Genomic DNA, 15,133 nt, shown 5'->3' on the forward strand with positions numbered 1-15,133 from the left:
TCGAGAGGTTGACATAACTATAACCCTTCAGTTGAGGGTTAGGGTTCATGGCAACCGATCGGTTCTTCCCCACAAGGCACCAAGTCAGGTTCACGGGTCCCACCGGATCTTTGGACGACACCGATCGGAGAGGCACGCACGACGTGGCAGCAGCACAGAACTACCTGGCCATCATCAAGGTCGTGGGCATCGGTGGGGGCGGTGTCAACGCCGTCAACCGGATGATCGAAGTCGGCCTCAAGGGCGTCGAGTTCATCGCCATCAACACCGATGCACAGGCCCTGCTCATGAGCGACGCCGATGTGAAGCTCGACATCGGTCGTGAACTCACCCGTGGACTGGGTGCCGGTGCCAACCCCGAAGTGGGTGGCCGAGCGGCCGAGGACCACGCCGACGAGATCGAAGAGGTCATCAAGGGCGCCGACATGGTGTTCGTCACCGCTGGAGAAGGCGGTGGCACCGGCACCGGTGGTGCTCCGGTCGTCGCCCGCATCGCCCGCTCGCTCGGCGCGCTGACGATCGGCGTGGTCACCCGCCCGTTCGCCTTCGAAGGCCGTCGTCGTGCCAACTCCGCCGAGGAGGGCATCGAGCAGCTGCGCGAAGAGGTCGACACCCTCATCGTCATCCCCAATGACCGGTTGCTCTCGATCAGCGATCGCAACGTGTCGGTGCTGGACGCCTTCAAGCAGGCCGACCAGGTGCTGTTGCAGGGTGTGTCCGGCATCACCGACCTGATCACCACTCCCGGTCTGATCAACCTCGACTTCGCCGACGTGAAGTCGGTCATGGCCAACGCCGGATCGGCGCTCATGGGCATCGGCTCGGCCCGGGGCGAGGACCGCTCGGTGGCCGCCGCAGAGATGGCTGTCTCCTCGCCCCTGCTCGAGGCGAGCATCGACGGCGCCCACGGTGTCCTGCTCTCCATCGCCGGTGGCTCCGACCTGGGTCTCTTCGAGATCAACGAGGCCGCCGCACTGGTGGCCGAGTCGGTGCACCCCGAGGCCAACATCATCTTCGGTGCCACGATCGATGACGCTCTCGGCGACGAGGTCCGGGTCACCGTGATCGCTGCCGGGTTCGACGGCGGCATGCCCAAGCGCCGTGACGAAGGCACGGTGCTCCGGCGCCAGCCTCCGCAGCAGACGCAGGCCGACACCCGGGCAGCTGCCCAGGCGTTGTCGGGGCAGCGCAACACCGACCGGGTGCAGCAGCAGGCGCAGCCTGCCCAGCGGCCCGTCCAGCAGCAGGAGCAGCCCGCCCCTGCTCAGCAGCAGCCCGCTCAGCAGCGTCAGCAGCCGGCACAGCAGCCGGTGCAGCGTCAGGCCCCGCGCCCGGTGGAGTTCGACGACGACGACCTCGACGTCCCGGACTTCCTCAAGTAAGCCCCGTTGTTCACCCATCGCGAGCGCATCGGCTCCGTCGACCTGGCCTTCACCGACCGGTTCGGCGGCGTCAGCGAGGCGCCGTACGACGAGCTCGACCTGGCGCTGCCGACCCCCGACCGCGTCGCCGAGTCCGAGGCCAACTGGCAACGGGTGATGGCCGAGTTCGCCCCGGGTGGAAAGCGTGTCGACATGCGTCAGGTGCACGGCAGCGTGGTCACCGCGCTCGAGGGGCCGAAGGACCCGGCACCCGAGTGCGATGGCCTGGTCACGGTCAGCCCCGACACGGTGCTGGTGGTGCGGGTTGCCGACTGCGTGCCGGTGCTGCTCGCCGATCCCGGCGCGGGGGTGGTTGCTGCCGCTCACGTCGGTAGGGCCGGGCTCGCCTCCGACGTGCTCGGGGTCACCCTCGATCAGATGGTCGCCGCCGGTGCCCGCACCATCGTCGCTCGCATCGGGCCCCACGTCTGTGGGCGGTGTTACGAAGTGCCCGCCGCTCTGCAGCGGGAGGTGGAGGCGCTCGTGCCCGGAGCGGCCGCCACCACGTCGTGGGGTACGCCGTCGCTCGACCTTGCGGCCGGCGTGCGGTCACAGCTCGCGCGGCCGGAGGTCGCCGAGGTCGCCGAGCTCGGGGTGTGCACCAAGGAGTCGCCCGATCACTATTCGCACCGCCGTGACGCGGAGCGTTCGGGACGCCAGGTCGGACTGATCATGTGGAGAGGGAGGCGCGTTGAGCCGCCGCCACGAACTTGCCGACGGGTTGGCCCGCACCCGTGAGCGCATCGCCCGCGCCTGTCGGGCCGCGAGACGTGACGCCGACGAGGTCACGCTCACCGTGGTCACCAAGTACTTCCCGGCCAGTGATGTCCGTCTCCTGGCCGACCTCGGCGTCACCGACGTGGGGGAGAACCGTCACCAGGAGGCCCAGGAGAAGGCGGCTGAGACAGCCGACTTGGGGCTCCGCTGGCATTACATCGGGGGTCTGCAGTCCAACAAGGCCGCGGCCGTGGCCCGCTATGCCGACGTCGTGGAGTCGGTCGACCGCCGCAAGTTGGTCGGTGGGCTCTCGCGCGGTGCCGTCGAGCGTGGGGCGGTGCTGCCCTGCCTGCTGCAGGTGAGCCTCGATCCGCCGGAGCAGGGCGAGGGGCGCTCCGGCGTACATCCGGACGACCTGGCCGCGCTGGCGGAGGCCGTGGTCGCGGCGGAAGGGCTGGAGCTTGCCGGCCTGATGGCAGTCGCACCGCTCGGTGCGGACGCCGACCAGGCGTTCGCTCGGCTTGCCGTGATCACCGAGCGGTTCCGCGCCGATCACCCCGATGCCACGGTCCTCTCGGCCGGCATGAGCGGAGACCTCGAGGAGGCGATCCGGCATGGCGCGACACACGTACGAATTGGCCGCGCGGTCCTCGGGGAGAGGCCCTCGGTCCAGTAATGTCACCAACATCCAACGTGCCCGACCTGGGCGCAGAACACCGGAGGAAAGACTCATGAGCGGCGCCATGCGCAGGATCGGTGAGTACCTCGGCCTGGTCGAGGAAAGCGACCGCATCTACGACGAGGAGCTCGACGACCAGGCCGAGGAGCCGGCTCGCCAGCAGGAGCGCCGTCCGGCGCCCGTTGCCGACCTGGCCGAGCGCCGTCGACCCCAGCCGGTCCCGACTTCAGGAGCAGTTGCCGAGTTGTCTCGCATCACGACCCTCCACCCCCGTACCTACAACGAGGCCCGCACCGTCGGTGAGAACTACCGCGAAGGTGTGCCCGTGATCATGAACCTGTCCGAGATGGAGGACGCCGACGCGAAGCGCCTGGTCGACTTCGCTGCGGGTCTGATCTTCGCCACCCACGGATCCATCGAGCGGGTCACCGCCAAGGTGTTCCTGCTGTCTCCTCCCAACGTCACCGTTGCGGCCGAGGACAAGCAGCGGATCGCCGAGGGTGGCTTCTTCAATCAGAGCTGACGCCAGGTGATCATCGGACAGATCATCCACATCGTCCTGTGGGTGTTCATAGCCCTGCTGTGGGTGCGCTTCATCTTCGACTGGGTGCAGATCTTCGCCCGGCAATGGTCCCCCGGGGGACCACTGCTGGTGCTCCTCGAGGTCGTCTACTCGGCCACCGATCCGCCGATCAAGGCACTGCGACGGGTGGTGCCGCCGTTGCGTCTGGGGACTATCTCCCTTGACCTCAGTTTCCTTCTGGTGCTGGTGGGGGCATACCTTCTGTTGCAACTCAACGCAGCGTTGCTGCTGTGAGCCGTTTGCCGGTCGCCGTCAGTCCCACGGCACCCGGTGACCTGTCTGGGCCCTGAGCCCAGGCGCTATTGTTCGGGACAAGAAACTGACCGTGACTACAGACGAATTGGGTGAGGTCATGCCGCTGACGCCTGAGGACGTGAGCAACAAGCGCTTTACTCCTGTCCGGCTCCGTGAGGGCTACGACATGGGTGAGGTGGACCAGTTCCTCGACGAGGTGGAAGCAGAACTGGCCCGACTGACGAAGGAGAACGAGGACCTGCGGTCCAAGCTGGCCGCAGCGCAGTCCGGCGCTCCGGTCCCGGCCGCGGAGCCCGTGCCCGCGCCGGCCCCCGCTCCGGTCGTCGAGACCAAGCCTGAGCCGGAGCCGACTCCGGTTCCGACGCCTGCTGCGGCTCCCGCACCGGCACAGGTCGAGACCATCAAGGTCGAGACCGTGGCGCAGGCCTCGGGTGCGGCAGCGCGCCTGCTCGAGATCGCCACGCGCAACGCTGACGAGCTTGTCGAGGAAGCCAAGAACGACGCGGACAAGATCGTGGGTGAGGCCCGCACCAAGGCCGAGCGCCTCGAGGCGGAGTCCAAGGCCAAGGCCGACCGCACGGAGATGGACGCACGTACTCGTGCCCAGCTCCTCGACTCCGAGACCGCGGAGCGCCGGACCCAGATGTTCGGTGCCCTCGAGACGGAGCGCGACAAGCTCCAGGCAGACGTCGAGGGTCTGCGCTCCTTCGAGCGTGAATACCGTTCGCGCCTGAAGAGCTACTTCACCGAGCAGCTCAACTCGCTCAACGCCAACAGCGACACGGGCGCGGAGATCGCCGAGGCCAGCCCGGCCCCGAAGCGACTGCGCTCGATCCTGGGTGACGAAGAGGGCTGAACCTCCTCGCTCCACGCGTACGACGGCGGTCGGCTCCCAGCGGGAGCCGGCCGCCGCTGCCATTTCCCTGAGCAGCGGGTCCCGCAGATGTGCGTGGCGCATTGAGTAAGCCGGCGGCACCCACTAGCCTCCCTCCCACCTGACCGAGTGTGACGACCGTCGCGCGTCGGTCTGACAGGACGGAGTCCCGATGGCGCGCAGCAGCAGGAAGTCAGTGATGGGCAGTGCCGCAGCGGCGGTGAAGCGCGTCATGTCACCGAAGCCGCGCGGGGAGGACGAATCCTCTGCCGCCACGCAGAAGGCAGCAACGAAGGCGGCACCTGCCAAGAAGGCACCTGCCAAGAAGGCGCCGTCAGCGAAGAAGGGCCCGGCGAAAGCCGCAGCGCCGGCGAAGAAGGCCGCGGCGAAGAAGGCGGCGAAGGCCGCAGCGCCGGCGAAGAAGGTGGCGCCGAAGCAGGGTTCGACCAAGGCTGCGGCACCTGCCAAGAAGGCTGCGCCGGCCAAGAAGGCGGCGCCGGCGAAGAAGGGCGCGGCAACGAAAGCAGCAGCCAAGAAGGCGACGCCTGCCAAGAAGGCTGCAGCAACGAAGGCGGCGTCGGCGAAGAAGGCTGCGCCGGCCAAGAAGAGCGCGGCCAAGGCGCCAGCCAAGAAGACGACGCCTGCCAAGCAGGCTGCACCAACCAAGAAGGCCGCACCAGCCGCGAAGAGCGCGCCAGCCAAGAAGGTCCCCACCGCCAGGACCTCCGCGAAGCTGGCGGTGCGCGAGGACGAGTCGGAGTGGACCAAGGCCGAGCTCAAGGAGGTCGTCGGAGAGCTCAAGGGCGAGGCCGAGCGGCTGCGTGCCGAGCTGGAGGAACACCAGCAGGAGATCACCGTGCTCCTGCGTGACTCCGGTGACGGAGCCGGTCACGACCAGGCCGACATCGGCGCCTCCAGCTTCGAGCGCGACCACGAGCTGAGCGTCTACAACAACAGTCGCGACATGCTGGCCCAGATCGAGCACGCCCTGGAGCGCATCGACGACAAGACCTATGGCGTGTGTGAGTCGTGTGGCAACCCGATCGGGAAGATGCGGCTCATGGCCTTCCCGCGTGCGACACTGTGCATGTCATGCAAGCAGCGCGAGGAGCGCCGCTGAGTTCCAGCGGCCGGAGTTCACCTTCCCGACCCGGCGATCGGCGTACCAGCAGGCTTCTCCTCTGGGCAGTCACCGTCGTCCTTCTGGTTGTCGACCAGACGACCAAGCATCTCGCCGAGACCCACCTGGTCATCGGCGAGACCAAGCCGATCCTCGGGGACCTCCTCGGGCTCCGCCTGGTCTACAACCCCGGGGCCGCCTTCAGCATGGGCACCTCGGCGACGGAGCTGCTGACGGGGTTCGCCTGCATCGCGGCGATCGTCGTCCTCGTGCTGTCGTTCCGGGTTTCCAGCAGGTTGTGGGCCGTCGGCCTGGGTTTCCTGCTGGCCGGCATCGCAGGCAACCTCACCGACCGGCTCTTCCGCGAGCCCGGCTTCTTCCGTGGCCACGTCGTCGACTTCCTCGCCCTGCCCAACTTCCCGGTCTTCAACGTCGCCGACATGTGCATCAACGTCGCCGCCTTCGTGATCATCGTCCAGGCGGTCCGTGGCATCCGTCTCGACGGCAGCCGCGAGGCAGCGGAGGAGAAGACCACCGAGCTGCCCGGGAGCAACGATGAGTGAACAACGCGTGGTGCTGATCCCGGAAGGCCTCGACGGGGAGCGTGTCGACGCGGCCATGGCACGCATGTTCGGCCTCTCCCGCACCAAGTCGGCCGAGCTGATCGCCACCGGGCTGGTCGAGCTGGACGGCAGCGGCGTGGGCAAGAGCGACCGGGTCACTGCCGGAGCCACCCTCGACGTGACGATCCCGCAGGAGCAGGACCCGCTGGCCGTCGTCCCCGAGACCGTCGAGGGCATCAAGATCATCCACGACGACGACTCGATCGTGGTGATCGACAAGCCCGTCGGCGTCGCTGTCCACCCGAGCATGGGATGGACGGGCCCGACCGTCGTCGGTCATCTCGCCGGCGCTGGCTTCCGCATCGCCACCAGCGGTGCCCCGGAGCGTCAGGGCATCGTGCAGCGCCTCGACGTGGGCACGTCGGGCGTCATGGTGATCACCAAGTCGGAGTACGCCTACTCGCGGCTCAAGAACGCCTTCCGGCAGCGCACCGTCGACAAGACCTACCACGCACTCGTGCAGGGCCATCCCGACCCGCACGAGGGCACCGTGGACGCCCCCATCGGCCGGCACCCGAAGTCCGACTGGAAGTTCGCCGTGATGGCCGACGGCCGGCACAGCATCACCCATTACGAGACGCTCGAGGCCCACCGCTTCGCGAGCCTCCTGCAGATCCACCTCGAGACCGGCCGGACCCACCAGATCCGGGTGCACATGTCGGCGCTCAAGCACCCCTGCGTCGGTGACATGACCTACGGGGCGGACCCCGCCTTGGCGCGCCGGGTGGGCCTGGAGCGGCAGTGGCTGCACGCCGTACGCCTCGGTTTCGAGCACCCGGGCACCGGTGACTACGTGACCTACGAGTCGACGTACCCCGACGACCTGCAGAACGCGCTCGACGTCATCCGCGACGCCCACTGACCGTGGCGGCGACCCTGAGCCTGCGCCCGGGCAGCGTCGAAGACCTTCCGCAGGTCGCCGACGTGATGATCGGAGCTCGCCGCGCAGCCCATCCGGCCATGCCGCCCCTGGCGCGTCCCGAGGTGGAGGTACGTCGCTGGGTCGCCGCGTGGGACCTGACGTCCGTCGATCTCTGGGTGGCCGAGTGGGACGAGGAGATCGTCGGCTTCGCGTCGGCCACCCCGACCTGGCTCGACCACCTGTACGTCGCCCCTCACCACGCCGGCACCGGCGTCGGGTCCGCGCTCCTCGCCCTGGTGCAGGCAGTGCGGCCCGAGGGAGTGGGGCTGTGGGTCTTCGAGACCAACCTCGCGGCCCGGCGCTTCTACGCACGGCACGGCTTCGCCGAGCTGCGTCGCACCGACGGTTCGGGCAATGAGGAGCGCGAGCCCGACATCGAGCTGAGCTGGCGGCCTTGAACTGCGCATCGGCGTAGCCTCGGTCCATGGACCCGTGGGGAGGCGCGCGCGAGCAGTACCAGGCCTTCGCCGAGCATGCCGTGGACTCGCCCTGCTTCGTCGACTGGAGTCGCCGCGTCGCCGACGACGAGGAGGTGCTCGCCTGGCTCGATGGGCTCCCGGCCGTCAAGCAGCAGCCCAACCTCGTCTTCGCCGCGGCCCGCTGGCACGGCGCTCCGGCGCCCGGCCCCTACGAGGGCTTCCGGCACGTCCTCCTGGAGGACGGCGGGATCCGCGCCACCATTCTCAGTCGTGCCACCCAGACCAACGAGGCGGGCCGGATGGCAACACTCGTGCCGGCGCTGGGCCAGATCGGTGGCGAGATCGCGCTGATCGAGGTCGGTGCCTCAGGTGGGCTCTGCCTTCATCCGGACCGCTGGGACTACGACTGGTCGCCGCTGGGGGAGTTGCGCGGAAGCGGGGGACCCACGCTCGTCTCGGTCCCGCTCGCTCCGTTCCCGGTGCCCACCCGGCATCCTGACGTCCGGTGGCGAGCAGGAGCAGACCTCAACCCGCTCGACGTCACCACCGATGACGCCGCCGCTTGGCTCACCAACCTGGTCTGGCCGGAGCAGGACGACCGGCGTGAGCTCCTCCAGCAGGCCATCGCGGTCGCAAGAGCCGAACCGCCTGAGATCCGCCGTGGCGACCTGTTCGACCTGCTGCCGGGGCTGCTGGCCGATGCCGGGCGGTGGGGCGTCCCGGTGGTGCAGCACACGGCCGTCATCGCCTACCTGCCCCACGAACGGCGCCGCGACTTCGACGAGATGATGCGTGCCCTGGTGGCCGAGGGCGCCTGCCGGTGGATCAGCAACGAGGACCCCGACGTGCTGCCGGAGGTCGCGAGGGCGGCTCCGGAACGGCGCAGCGATCGGTTCGTGCTCGGGATCGACGGGCACGCCGTGGCGTGGACCCACGGTCACGGGCGGGACTTCACCTGGTTCGGCGCCGGCACCGTCGGGTGAGCCGTGGGGCTGGTCACGCCGGTCGCCGAGAAGTGTCGGAGTGCCCTGCCAAGATGGCCCTGCACACGACGTAGGCTGTCTTCCTGCCCGCCACGAAGGCAGGTGTCCCTGCGTCGTGAGCTCCCGTCCGTCTCAACCCCCAGGAGTTGCTCACATCCATGGCCGCTGGCTCCGGTGACTCGTTCGTCCACCTCCACGTCCACACCGAATACTCGATGTTGGACGGCGCCTCCCTGCTCGATGGGCTCTTCACCCGGGTGCGCGATCTGGGCATGACCACGATCGCCATGACCGACCACGGCAACCTGCACGGTGCCTACGACTTCTGGTCGAAGGCGAAGAAGCACGACGTCAAGCCGATCATCGGCATCGAGGCCTACGTGACGCCGGGCACCGCGCGTGGTGAGCGTCGTCGGGTGCGCTGGGGCAAGGGCGACGTCGCCGAGGAGGGCGGCAACGACGTCGCCGGTGGCGGTGCCTACACCCACATGACGATGTGGGCCGAGACCACCGAGGGCATGCACAACCTCTTCCGGCTCTCCTCCCGCTCCAGTCTCGAGGGCTACTTCTACAAGCCCCGCATGGACAAGGAGATCCTCGCCGAGCACAGCAAGGGCATCATCGTCTCCACCGGCTGCCCGAGTGGTGCGATCCAGACCCGGCTGCGCCTGGGCCAGTACGACGAGGCCCTGCGCGAGGCCGGCGAGCTGCAGGACATCTTCGGCAAGGACAACGTCTTCCTCGAGTTGATGGACCACGGCATCGACATCGAGAAGCGGGTCCGCGAGGACCTGCTCCGGCTGGGCCGTGACATGGGCATCCGGCCGATCGCCACCAACGACTCCCACTACAACAACCCCGAGGACGCCGACGCCCACGACGCCCTGATCTGCGTCGCCTCCGGCAAGCGCCTGGCCGACCCCAACCGGCTCAAGTTCGACGGTGGCGGCTACTACATCAAGTCCGCGGCCGAGATGCGCGAGCTGTGGGCCGACCGCTTCGGCATGCCCGAGGCGTGCGACAACACCGTCGAGATCGGTGAACGCTGCAACATCGAGTTCACCGAGTCGACCGGCGGCTACATGGCCCGGGCCGACATCCCCGCGGGCGAGACCGAGGAGTCCTGGTTCCGCAAGGAGGTGTGGCGGGGCATCGAGTCGCGCTACCCCGGTGACCGGCTCACCCAGGAGGTCCGCGACCGGGTCGAGATGGAGCTCGGGATCGTCTCCCAGAAGGGCTACTGCGGCTACTACCTCGTGGTCGCCGACTTCATCAACTGGTCGAAGGACAACGGCATCAGGGTCGGCCCCGGCCGTGGCTCGGGCGCTGGCTCCATCGCTGCCTACGCCCTGCGCATCACCGACCTCTGCCCCCTCGAGCACGGCCTCTTCTTCGAGCGGTTCCTCAATCCCGAGCGTCCCTCGATGCCCGACTTCGACATCGACTTCGACGACGGACGGCGTGGTGAGGTCATCCAGTACGTCACCCAGAAGTACGGCGCCGAGCGGGTCGCGCAGATCGCCACCTTCGGCCGACTCAAGTCGAAGGCTGCGATCAAGGACGCAGCGCGCGTTCTCGATCACGGGTTCGCCATCGGTGACCGCATCACCAAGGCGCTGCCGGCCGACGTGATGGGCAAGGGCGTGCCCCTCAAGGAGCTCTTCAACGAGCAGCACAAGCGCTACGGCGAGGGTGGCGAGTTCCGCACCCTCTACGACCAGGACGTCGACGTCCGCACGATCTACAAGACCGCGGTCGGTCTCGAGGGGCAGATCCGCAACTGGGGTGTGCACGCTGCCGGCGTGATCATGTCCAGCGAGCCGTTGATCGACATCGTGCCGATCATGACGCGGCCCCAGGACGGCGCGGTGATCACCCAGTTCGACTACCCGATGTGTGAGTCGCTGGGTCTGGTCAAGATGGACTTCCTGGGTCTGTCCAACCTCCGGATCCTCGAAGACGCCTTGGTCAACATCGAGGCCAACCGCGACGAGAAGGTGGTGCTCGAGGAGCTCCCCTTCGACGACCGGGCGACCTACGAGCTGATGGGCCGTGGTGACACCCTGGGCGTCTTCCAGCTCGATGGTGGTGGCATGAGAGCGCTGCTCCGGTCGATGCAGCCCGACAAGTTCGCCGACATCACCGCCGTCAGCGCGCTCTACCGTCCGGGCCCGATGGGCGCCGACTCACACAACAAGTACGCGCGCCGCAAGAACGGCCGTGAGCCGATCGAGCCGATCCACCCCGCACTCGAGGAGGCCCTCGAGCCGGTGCTGGGTGAGACCTACGGTCTGATCGTCTACCAGGAGCAGGTGATGGCGATCGCCCAGGTCCTGGCCGGCTTCACCCTGGGTGCCGCCGACAACCTCCGCCGCGCGATGGGCAAGAAGAAGAAGGAGGAGCTCGACAAGCAGTACGCGGGCTTCCAGGCAGGGATGCTCGAGCGTGGCTACCCGCAGGAGTCGATCGACACCCTGTGGGCGATCCTGCTGCCGTTCTCCGACTACGCCTTCAACAAGTCGCACTCAGCGGCCTACGGCGTCATCACCTACTGGACCGCCTACCTCAAGGCCAACTACCCGACTGAATACATGGCTGCGCTCCTGACGTCCGTGAAGGACGACAAGGACAAGATGGCGATCTACCTCAACGAGTGTCGCCGGATGAAGATCCAGGTGCTGCCCCCGACGTCAACGAGTCGGCCGCCAACTTCACCCCGGTGGGACGCGACATCCGGTTCGGCCTCACCGCGATCCGCAACGTGGGGCACAACGTCGTCGACGGCGTCATCCTCGGCCGTGAGAAGGGGCGTTACAGCGACTTCAACGACTTCATGGACAAGGTGCCCTCGACGGTCTGCAACAAGCGGGTCATCGAGTCCTTGATCCAGGCCGGCGCCTTCGACGAGATGAAGCACAAGAGGCGGGCGCTGCTGGCCATCCACGAGGCTGCGGTCGACCAGTACGTCGACATCAAGAAGAACGAGGCCATCGGTCAGGACTCACTCTTCGGAGGGCTCTCCGAGGAGGACTCCGGGTTCGGGGTCTCGGTCACGATCCCCGAGATCGACGAGTGGGACAAGATGACCCTGCTCAGCAACGAGCGCAACATGCTGGGTCTCTACGTCTCCGATCACCCGCTGCTGGGTCTGGAGCACGTGCTCTCCCAGGGCACCGACTGCAGCATCGGTCAGCTGATGCTCGACGAGGACCGGCCCCACGGCTCGATGCTCACGGTGAGCGGCCTGGTCACCAGTGTGCAGCGCAAGATCACCAAGCGCGGCGACGCCTGGGCAACGGTGACCCTCGAAGACCTCGATGGCGCCATCGAGGTGCTCTTCTTCCCGAGTGCCTACCAACTGGCCGGCCCCCATCTGGCCGAGGACTCGATCATCCGAGTCAAGGGCAACCTGTCACGCGACAAGGACCAGCCCGAACTGCGCGGTCAGGAGGTCAGCCTGCCCGACCTCAACGACGGACCGTCGGGACCGGTGGTCATCTCGTTGCCGTCCACCCGGTGCACGCCGCCGGTGGTGGAGTCGCTGAAGGACGTCTTGGCGACGCATCCGGGCATGACGGAGGTGCAGTTGAGGCTGCTGACCCGCAACTCCACGACCGTGCTCCGTCTCGATGACCGGCTGCGAGTGACACCCTCCTCGGCGCTGTTCGCCGACCTCAAGCAACTTCTGGGGCCCGGATGCCTGGGACAGTGACCGACGAGCGCGCTTCTCGCGCGGGTCTCCTCCGCCAGGCCGCAGTGACGCTCGCTGCCTTCGTGGTGGCCGGAGTGGTGGCTGCGGGGTGCTGGTTCTGGTGGTGGTCGCCGGCTCCGGAGACCCACACCTATCTGATCGATGGCGGCCGACCGTTCTTCGAGCCCGACCAACAGTTCCGCAGCACCGGGCTCTATCTCGCGGTCGCCGTGCCGTTGGGGCTGGTGCTGGGGGCGATCTTCTTGTGGATCCACGACCACGACGAGCTCGTCACGCTCGGCCTGGTCGTGGGGTCGGCGATCGTGGCGGGGTTGGTCATGGTCGGGGTCGGGGCACTCATCGGCCCCGGCGAGCCGGCTCCGATCGACCTCACGGCCGACTACCCCGATGGCTACCCGAGCGTGCAGGCGGCACTGCGTGCCTCACCGGTCGCCTGGTTCCTCGGCTTCCCGGGAGGTGCACTCGTCGGCTCCGTGCTGGTGCTGGTCGGGTTCCCGGGCGACGCCGCCGTACGCCGTGTCGACCCCGCAGCCGTCGACGTGCCGCCGTCCGGCCAGCAGCCGGTGTCCCACGACGCCTGACCACGAGGTCAGTCACCGGGCGATCGCGGCATACCGTCCCTCGGTGACCTCGACCAGGTCATCGGGTGCGAGCGCGACCTCGAGACCGCGTCGACCACCGGAGACGTGCACGGTCTCATGCAGGATCGCGGTTTCGTCGATCACCGTCGGGTGAGTGCGTTTCTGCCCGATCGGGGAGATGCCGCCCACGACGTAGCCGGTGGCCCGCTGCGCAATCGCGGGATCGGCCATGGCGGCCTTCGAGCCACCCATCGTCCGGGCGAGCGCCTTGAGGTCGAGCTGCCCCGTGACCGGCACGACCGCCACGACGAGGCAGCCGTCGACGTCGGCGAGCAGCGTCTTGAAGACCGAGGTCGGATCGACCCCGAGCGCCTCCGCGGCCTCGAGGCCGTAGCTGGTGGCCCGCGGGTCGTGATCGTAGCCGAGCAGGGTGTGCCTGATCCCGGCTGCGCTGAGGGCAGCCACTGCCGGCGTACCGGCGGGCGCTCTGCGGGCGGCCATCAGTTCGGACTCCAGGAGTTGCGGCCAATGCCGAGTGCCGGCAGCGACGGCAGCGCCGACATCGTGCGGATCTCCTCCTCCAGCAGCTCAGTGGCCAGAGCGAGTCGCAGGGTGACGTCGGACTCCTCCAGCAGCGCCTGTCGTTCCGGCATGGTGAGCATGCTGGCGGCGGAGATGCTCCACGACAGCATCGTCGGGTCCTGGGGGAGCGCGCCCATCAGCAACTCCTCACCGCTGATGTCGGAGAGCACGTGTCGATAGGTGTCGAAGGTGCTCGTGGCGCGGAGCACGAACTCCTCGGCACGTTCGGGAAGCGGGTCACGGAGGAGTTCGACCTCTCCCTCGGGATAGTCGCCGTCCTGGTGGAGCCGGTCGAGCCGGATCCGGGAACGGCCGACGGCCTCGATCTCGACGCTGCCGTCGGGGGCGACTTCGGCCTCGGTGAGCTGGAGCAGGCAGCCGATCCGGAACCAGGACTGCACCGGTGTCCCGACCTCGTGCCCGTCACGGATCGCAACCGTGCCGAAGAGCCGCTGCGCGGGATCGTCCTCGTCGAGCAGGTATTCCACCATCTGCAGGTAGCGGTCCTCGAAGACCCGGAGTGGGACGACCTGTCCCGGCATGACCACCGTGTTGAGGGGGAAGATCGGGATCGTCGCGCTCACGTTCGCCAGCCTACTGGCCGCGTGTCGCGCTCCGCGGAGCGTCCGGGCGCGTCACGCGGCAGGATGTCCCCATGTATCGCGTGAACCGCCATGTGCTCGAGGTGGGCGTCGGCCTCTGGCTGCTCGTCGACCTGCAACGGGTCTGGGCACCGTCCTTGATCACCATCTTCGGTCAGGCGGCGAGCACGCCCCGGAGCTGATGGGTCTCTTCGCGCTCGCAGTGGTCGCTGCGCCGGGGGTGCTGCTCTCGTTGCTGCGTGACAGCGGAGCGCATCGCAGGGCAGTGATGGCCACCTGGTGCCTGGTGGGAGCGCTCCTGGCCCGTGTCGTCGTCCAGGTGGTCGACGGTGGCAAGCCACAGCTGTGGGGGGCGACGGTCGGGATGGTGCTCGCACTCGCCTGGCTGTCGCTGTCGGCACGACACCGTGGCTCGGACCTGCTGGGAGGTGTCTTCCTCGGTCTCGCCGCGGCGAGCTTCTCCCACGCCGCCCTCGGCACGTGGGGCGCGGTGTGGCGCGACGACGCCTGGGCCTGGGGACTGCTGGCACTGCAGGCGGCACTCGTCGGTCGGGCCTTCGTCACCCGGGAGCAGCCGACGGACGGTCCCGCGCCCCGGATGCTCTGTCTCGCCCTCCTGCCGGCGCTGCTCCTCGCCGGGATCGCACTGGCCAACGTCGGTCGGGCCTCCGCTGACACCGGCCACCTCGGTGCCGCACTGGTGGCCGGGACGACGGCGGCGGCCGCAGGAATCGTGCTGTGGCGCCCGTCCCTGCCGCGCAGCGTGGTGGTCGTGGACGCCGCTGTGCTCGTGTTCGCCACCTTCATCGTGATGTACGGCGACCCGGGCGAAGGCATCGCGTTCGCGGCAGCGGTCGGTGTGATCGCACTGGCCGGCGTACTCATGGCGCTGGTGGGGTCGGCGGCCGAGGCTCCGGCCGGTGGCCGCGACCCGATCTGGGCGCTGTGGGCCGGCGGGCTGGTGTGGGTGGTGCTCTTCTTCGCCTACTACGCCGGCTACGACCTCGGCTATCGCGCCGACTGGCTCGTGGTCGCCCTGGCAGCGGTGCTGGCAGTTGCG

Annotated in this window: 15 protein-coding genes and 2 pseudogenes; 15 read left to right on the forward strand and 2 right to left on the reverse strand. The window is 68.3% G+C overall.

All coding sequences use genetic code 11. The features are described 5' to 3' along the window. Positions 1-143: 143 nt before the first annotated feature. The 13 genes and pseudogenes from ftsZ to L1066_RS05695 form a co-directional block, all read left to right on the forward strand. Positions 144-1,089: pseudogene (ftsZ, locus tag L1066_RS05635) on the forward strand (cell division protein FtsZ); the annotation flags it as partial. A 299-nt stretch (positions 1,090-1,388) separates the two neighbouring features. Beyond that, a complete protein-coding gene (gene pgeF, locus L1066_RS05640; protein ID WP_235735383.1) occupies positions 1,389-2,159 on the forward strand; it encodes a peptidoglycan editing factor PgeF in 771 nt (256 codons plus the stop codon). Beyond that, entirely contained in the window at positions 2,113-2,814 is a 702-nt protein-coding gene (locus tag L1066_RS05645; protein WP_235735384.1) for a YggS family pyridoxal phosphate-dependent enzyme, read from the forward strand. Before pgeF ends, L1066_RS05645 begins: the two co-directional genes overlap by 47 nt. Before the next feature lie 55 nt (positions 2,815-2,869). Continuing rightward, positions 2,870-3,340, forward strand: coding sequence for a cell division protein SepF (locus L1066_RS05650; RefSeq protein WP_235735385.1), 471 nt, complete (start codon positions 2,870-2,872; stop codon positions 3,338-3,340). Between the two features lie 6 nt (positions 3,341-3,346). Beyond that, on the forward strand, positions 3,347-3,634 hold the full coding sequence (locus L1066_RS05655) for a YggT family protein (protein WP_235735386.1): 288 nt from the start codon (positions 3,347-3,349) through the stop codon (positions 3,632-3,634). A 91-nt stretch (positions 3,635-3,725) separates the two neighbouring features. Next, positions 3,726-4,511, forward strand: a complete 786-nt coding sequence (locus tag L1066_RS05660; protein WP_312007117.1) for a DivIVA domain-containing protein — start codon at positions 3,726-3,728, stop codon at positions 4,509-4,511. Between the two features lie 190 nt (positions 4,512-4,701). Further along, complete coding sequence (locus L1066_RS05665) at positions 4,702-5,649, forward strand: TraR/DksA family transcriptional regulator (RefSeq protein ID WP_235735387.1); 948 nt, start codon at positions 4,702-4,704, stop codon at positions 5,647-5,649. Continuing rightward, positions 5,622-6,212: a signal peptidase II gene (gene lspA, locus L1066_RS05670; RefSeq protein WP_235735388.1), complete on the forward strand. Its 591-nt coding sequence runs from the start codon at positions 5,622-5,624 to the stop codon at positions 6,210-6,212. The genes L1066_RS05665 and lspA overlap by 28 nt, the downstream gene beginning before the upstream one ends. Next, positions 6,205-7,134, forward strand: a complete 930-nt coding sequence (locus L1066_RS05675; protein ID WP_235735389.1) for an RluA family pseudouridine synthase — start codon at positions 6,205-6,207, stop codon at positions 7,132-7,134. The genes lspA and L1066_RS05675 overlap by 8 nt, the downstream gene beginning before the upstream one ends. Before the next feature lie 2 nt (positions 7,135-7,136). Further along, entirely contained in the window at positions 7,137-7,592 is a 456-nt protein-coding gene (locus L1066_RS05680) for a GNAT family N-acetyltransferase (protein WP_235735390.1), read from the forward strand. 26 nt (positions 7,593-7,618) lie between these two features. Further along, positions 7,619-8,596, forward strand: a complete 978-nt coding sequence (locus L1066_RS05685) for a DUF2332 domain-containing protein (RefSeq protein ID WP_235735391.1) — start codon at positions 7,619-7,621, stop codon at positions 8,594-8,596. Between the two features lie 158 nt (positions 8,597-8,754). Next, positions 8,755-12,308 (forward strand): annotated as a pseudogene (dnaE, locus tag L1066_RS05690) (DNA polymerase III subunit alpha). Then, positions 12,305-12,889, forward strand: coding sequence for a hypothetical protein (locus tag L1066_RS05695; RefSeq protein ID WP_235735392.1), 585 nt, complete (start codon positions 12,305-12,307; stop codon positions 12,887-12,889). Before dnaE ends, L1066_RS05695 begins: the two are co-directional and overlap by 4 nt. Positions 12,890-12,901: 12 nt before the next feature. On the opposite strand, the gene ybaK is transcribed toward L1066_RS05695, so the two are convergent. Then, positions 12,902-13,390 carry a Cys-tRNA(Pro) deacylase gene (ybaK, locus tag L1066_RS05700; RefSeq protein ID WP_235735393.1) on the reverse strand — a complete coding sequence of 163 codons (489 nt, stop codon included), beginning with the start codon at positions 13,388-13,390 and terminating at the stop codon, positions 12,902-12,904. After that, complete coding sequence (locus tag L1066_RS05705) at positions 13,390-14,055, reverse strand: LON peptidase substrate-binding domain-containing protein (protein ID WP_235735394.1); 666 nt, start codon at positions 14,053-14,055, stop codon at positions 13,390-13,392. The genes ybaK and L1066_RS05705 overlap by 1 nt, the downstream gene beginning before the upstream one ends. A gap of 71 nt (positions 14,056-14,126) precedes the next feature. On the opposite strand from L1066_RS05705, the gene L1066_RS26460 reads away from it, so the two are divergent. Together L1066_RS26460 and L1066_RS05710 are read left to right on the forward strand one after the other, a co-directional pair. Continuing rightward, the gene (locus tag L1066_RS26460; protein WP_283095297.1) at positions 14,127-14,255 is read left to right on the forward strand and encodes a hypothetical protein; all 129 of its coding nucleotides are present in this window, start codon (positions 14,127-14,129) and stop codon (positions 14,253-14,255) included. Then, a partial coding sequence (locus tag L1066_RS05710) for a hypothetical protein (RefSeq protein ID WP_235735395.1) occupies positions 14,255-15,133 on the forward strand: 879 nt, incomplete at its 3' end. The genes L1066_RS26460 and L1066_RS05710, both read left to right, overlap by 1 nt.

Source organism: Nocardioides alcanivorans (assembly GCF_021555175.1).
Taxonomy (GTDB): Bacteria; Actinomycetota; Actinomycetes; order Propionibacteriales; family Nocardioidaceae; genus Nocardioides; species Nocardioides alcanivorans.

Coding starts and splice junctions, on each gene's coding strand:
- L1066_RS05650 (WP_235735385.1), top strand. CDS start 2,870: ATGAGCGGCGCCATGCGCAGGATCGGTGAGTACCTCGGCCTGGTCGAG.
- L1066_RS05665 (WP_235735387.1), top strand. CDS start 4,702: ATGGCGCGCAGCAGCAGGAAGTCAGTGATGGGCAGTGCCGCAGCGGCG.
- lspA (WP_235735388.1), top strand. CDS start 5,622: ATGCAAGCAGCGCGAGGAGCGCCGCTGAGTTCCAGCGGCCGGAGTTCA.
- L1066_RS05675 (WP_235735389.1), top strand. CDS start 6,205: ATGAGTGAACAACGCGTGGTGCTGATCCCGGAAGGCCTCGACGGGGAG.
- L1066_RS05685 (WP_235735391.1), top strand. CDS start 7,619: ATGGACCCGTGGGGAGGCGCGCGCGAGCAGTACCAGGCCTTCGCCGAG.
- ybaK (WP_235735393.1), bottom strand. CDS start 13,390: ATGGCCGCCCGCAGAGCGCCCGCCGGTACGCCGGCAGTGGCTGCCCTC.
- L1066_RS26460 (WP_283095297.1), top strand. CDS start 14,127: ATGTATCGCGTGAACCGCCATGTGCTCGAGGTGGGCGTCGGCCTCTGG.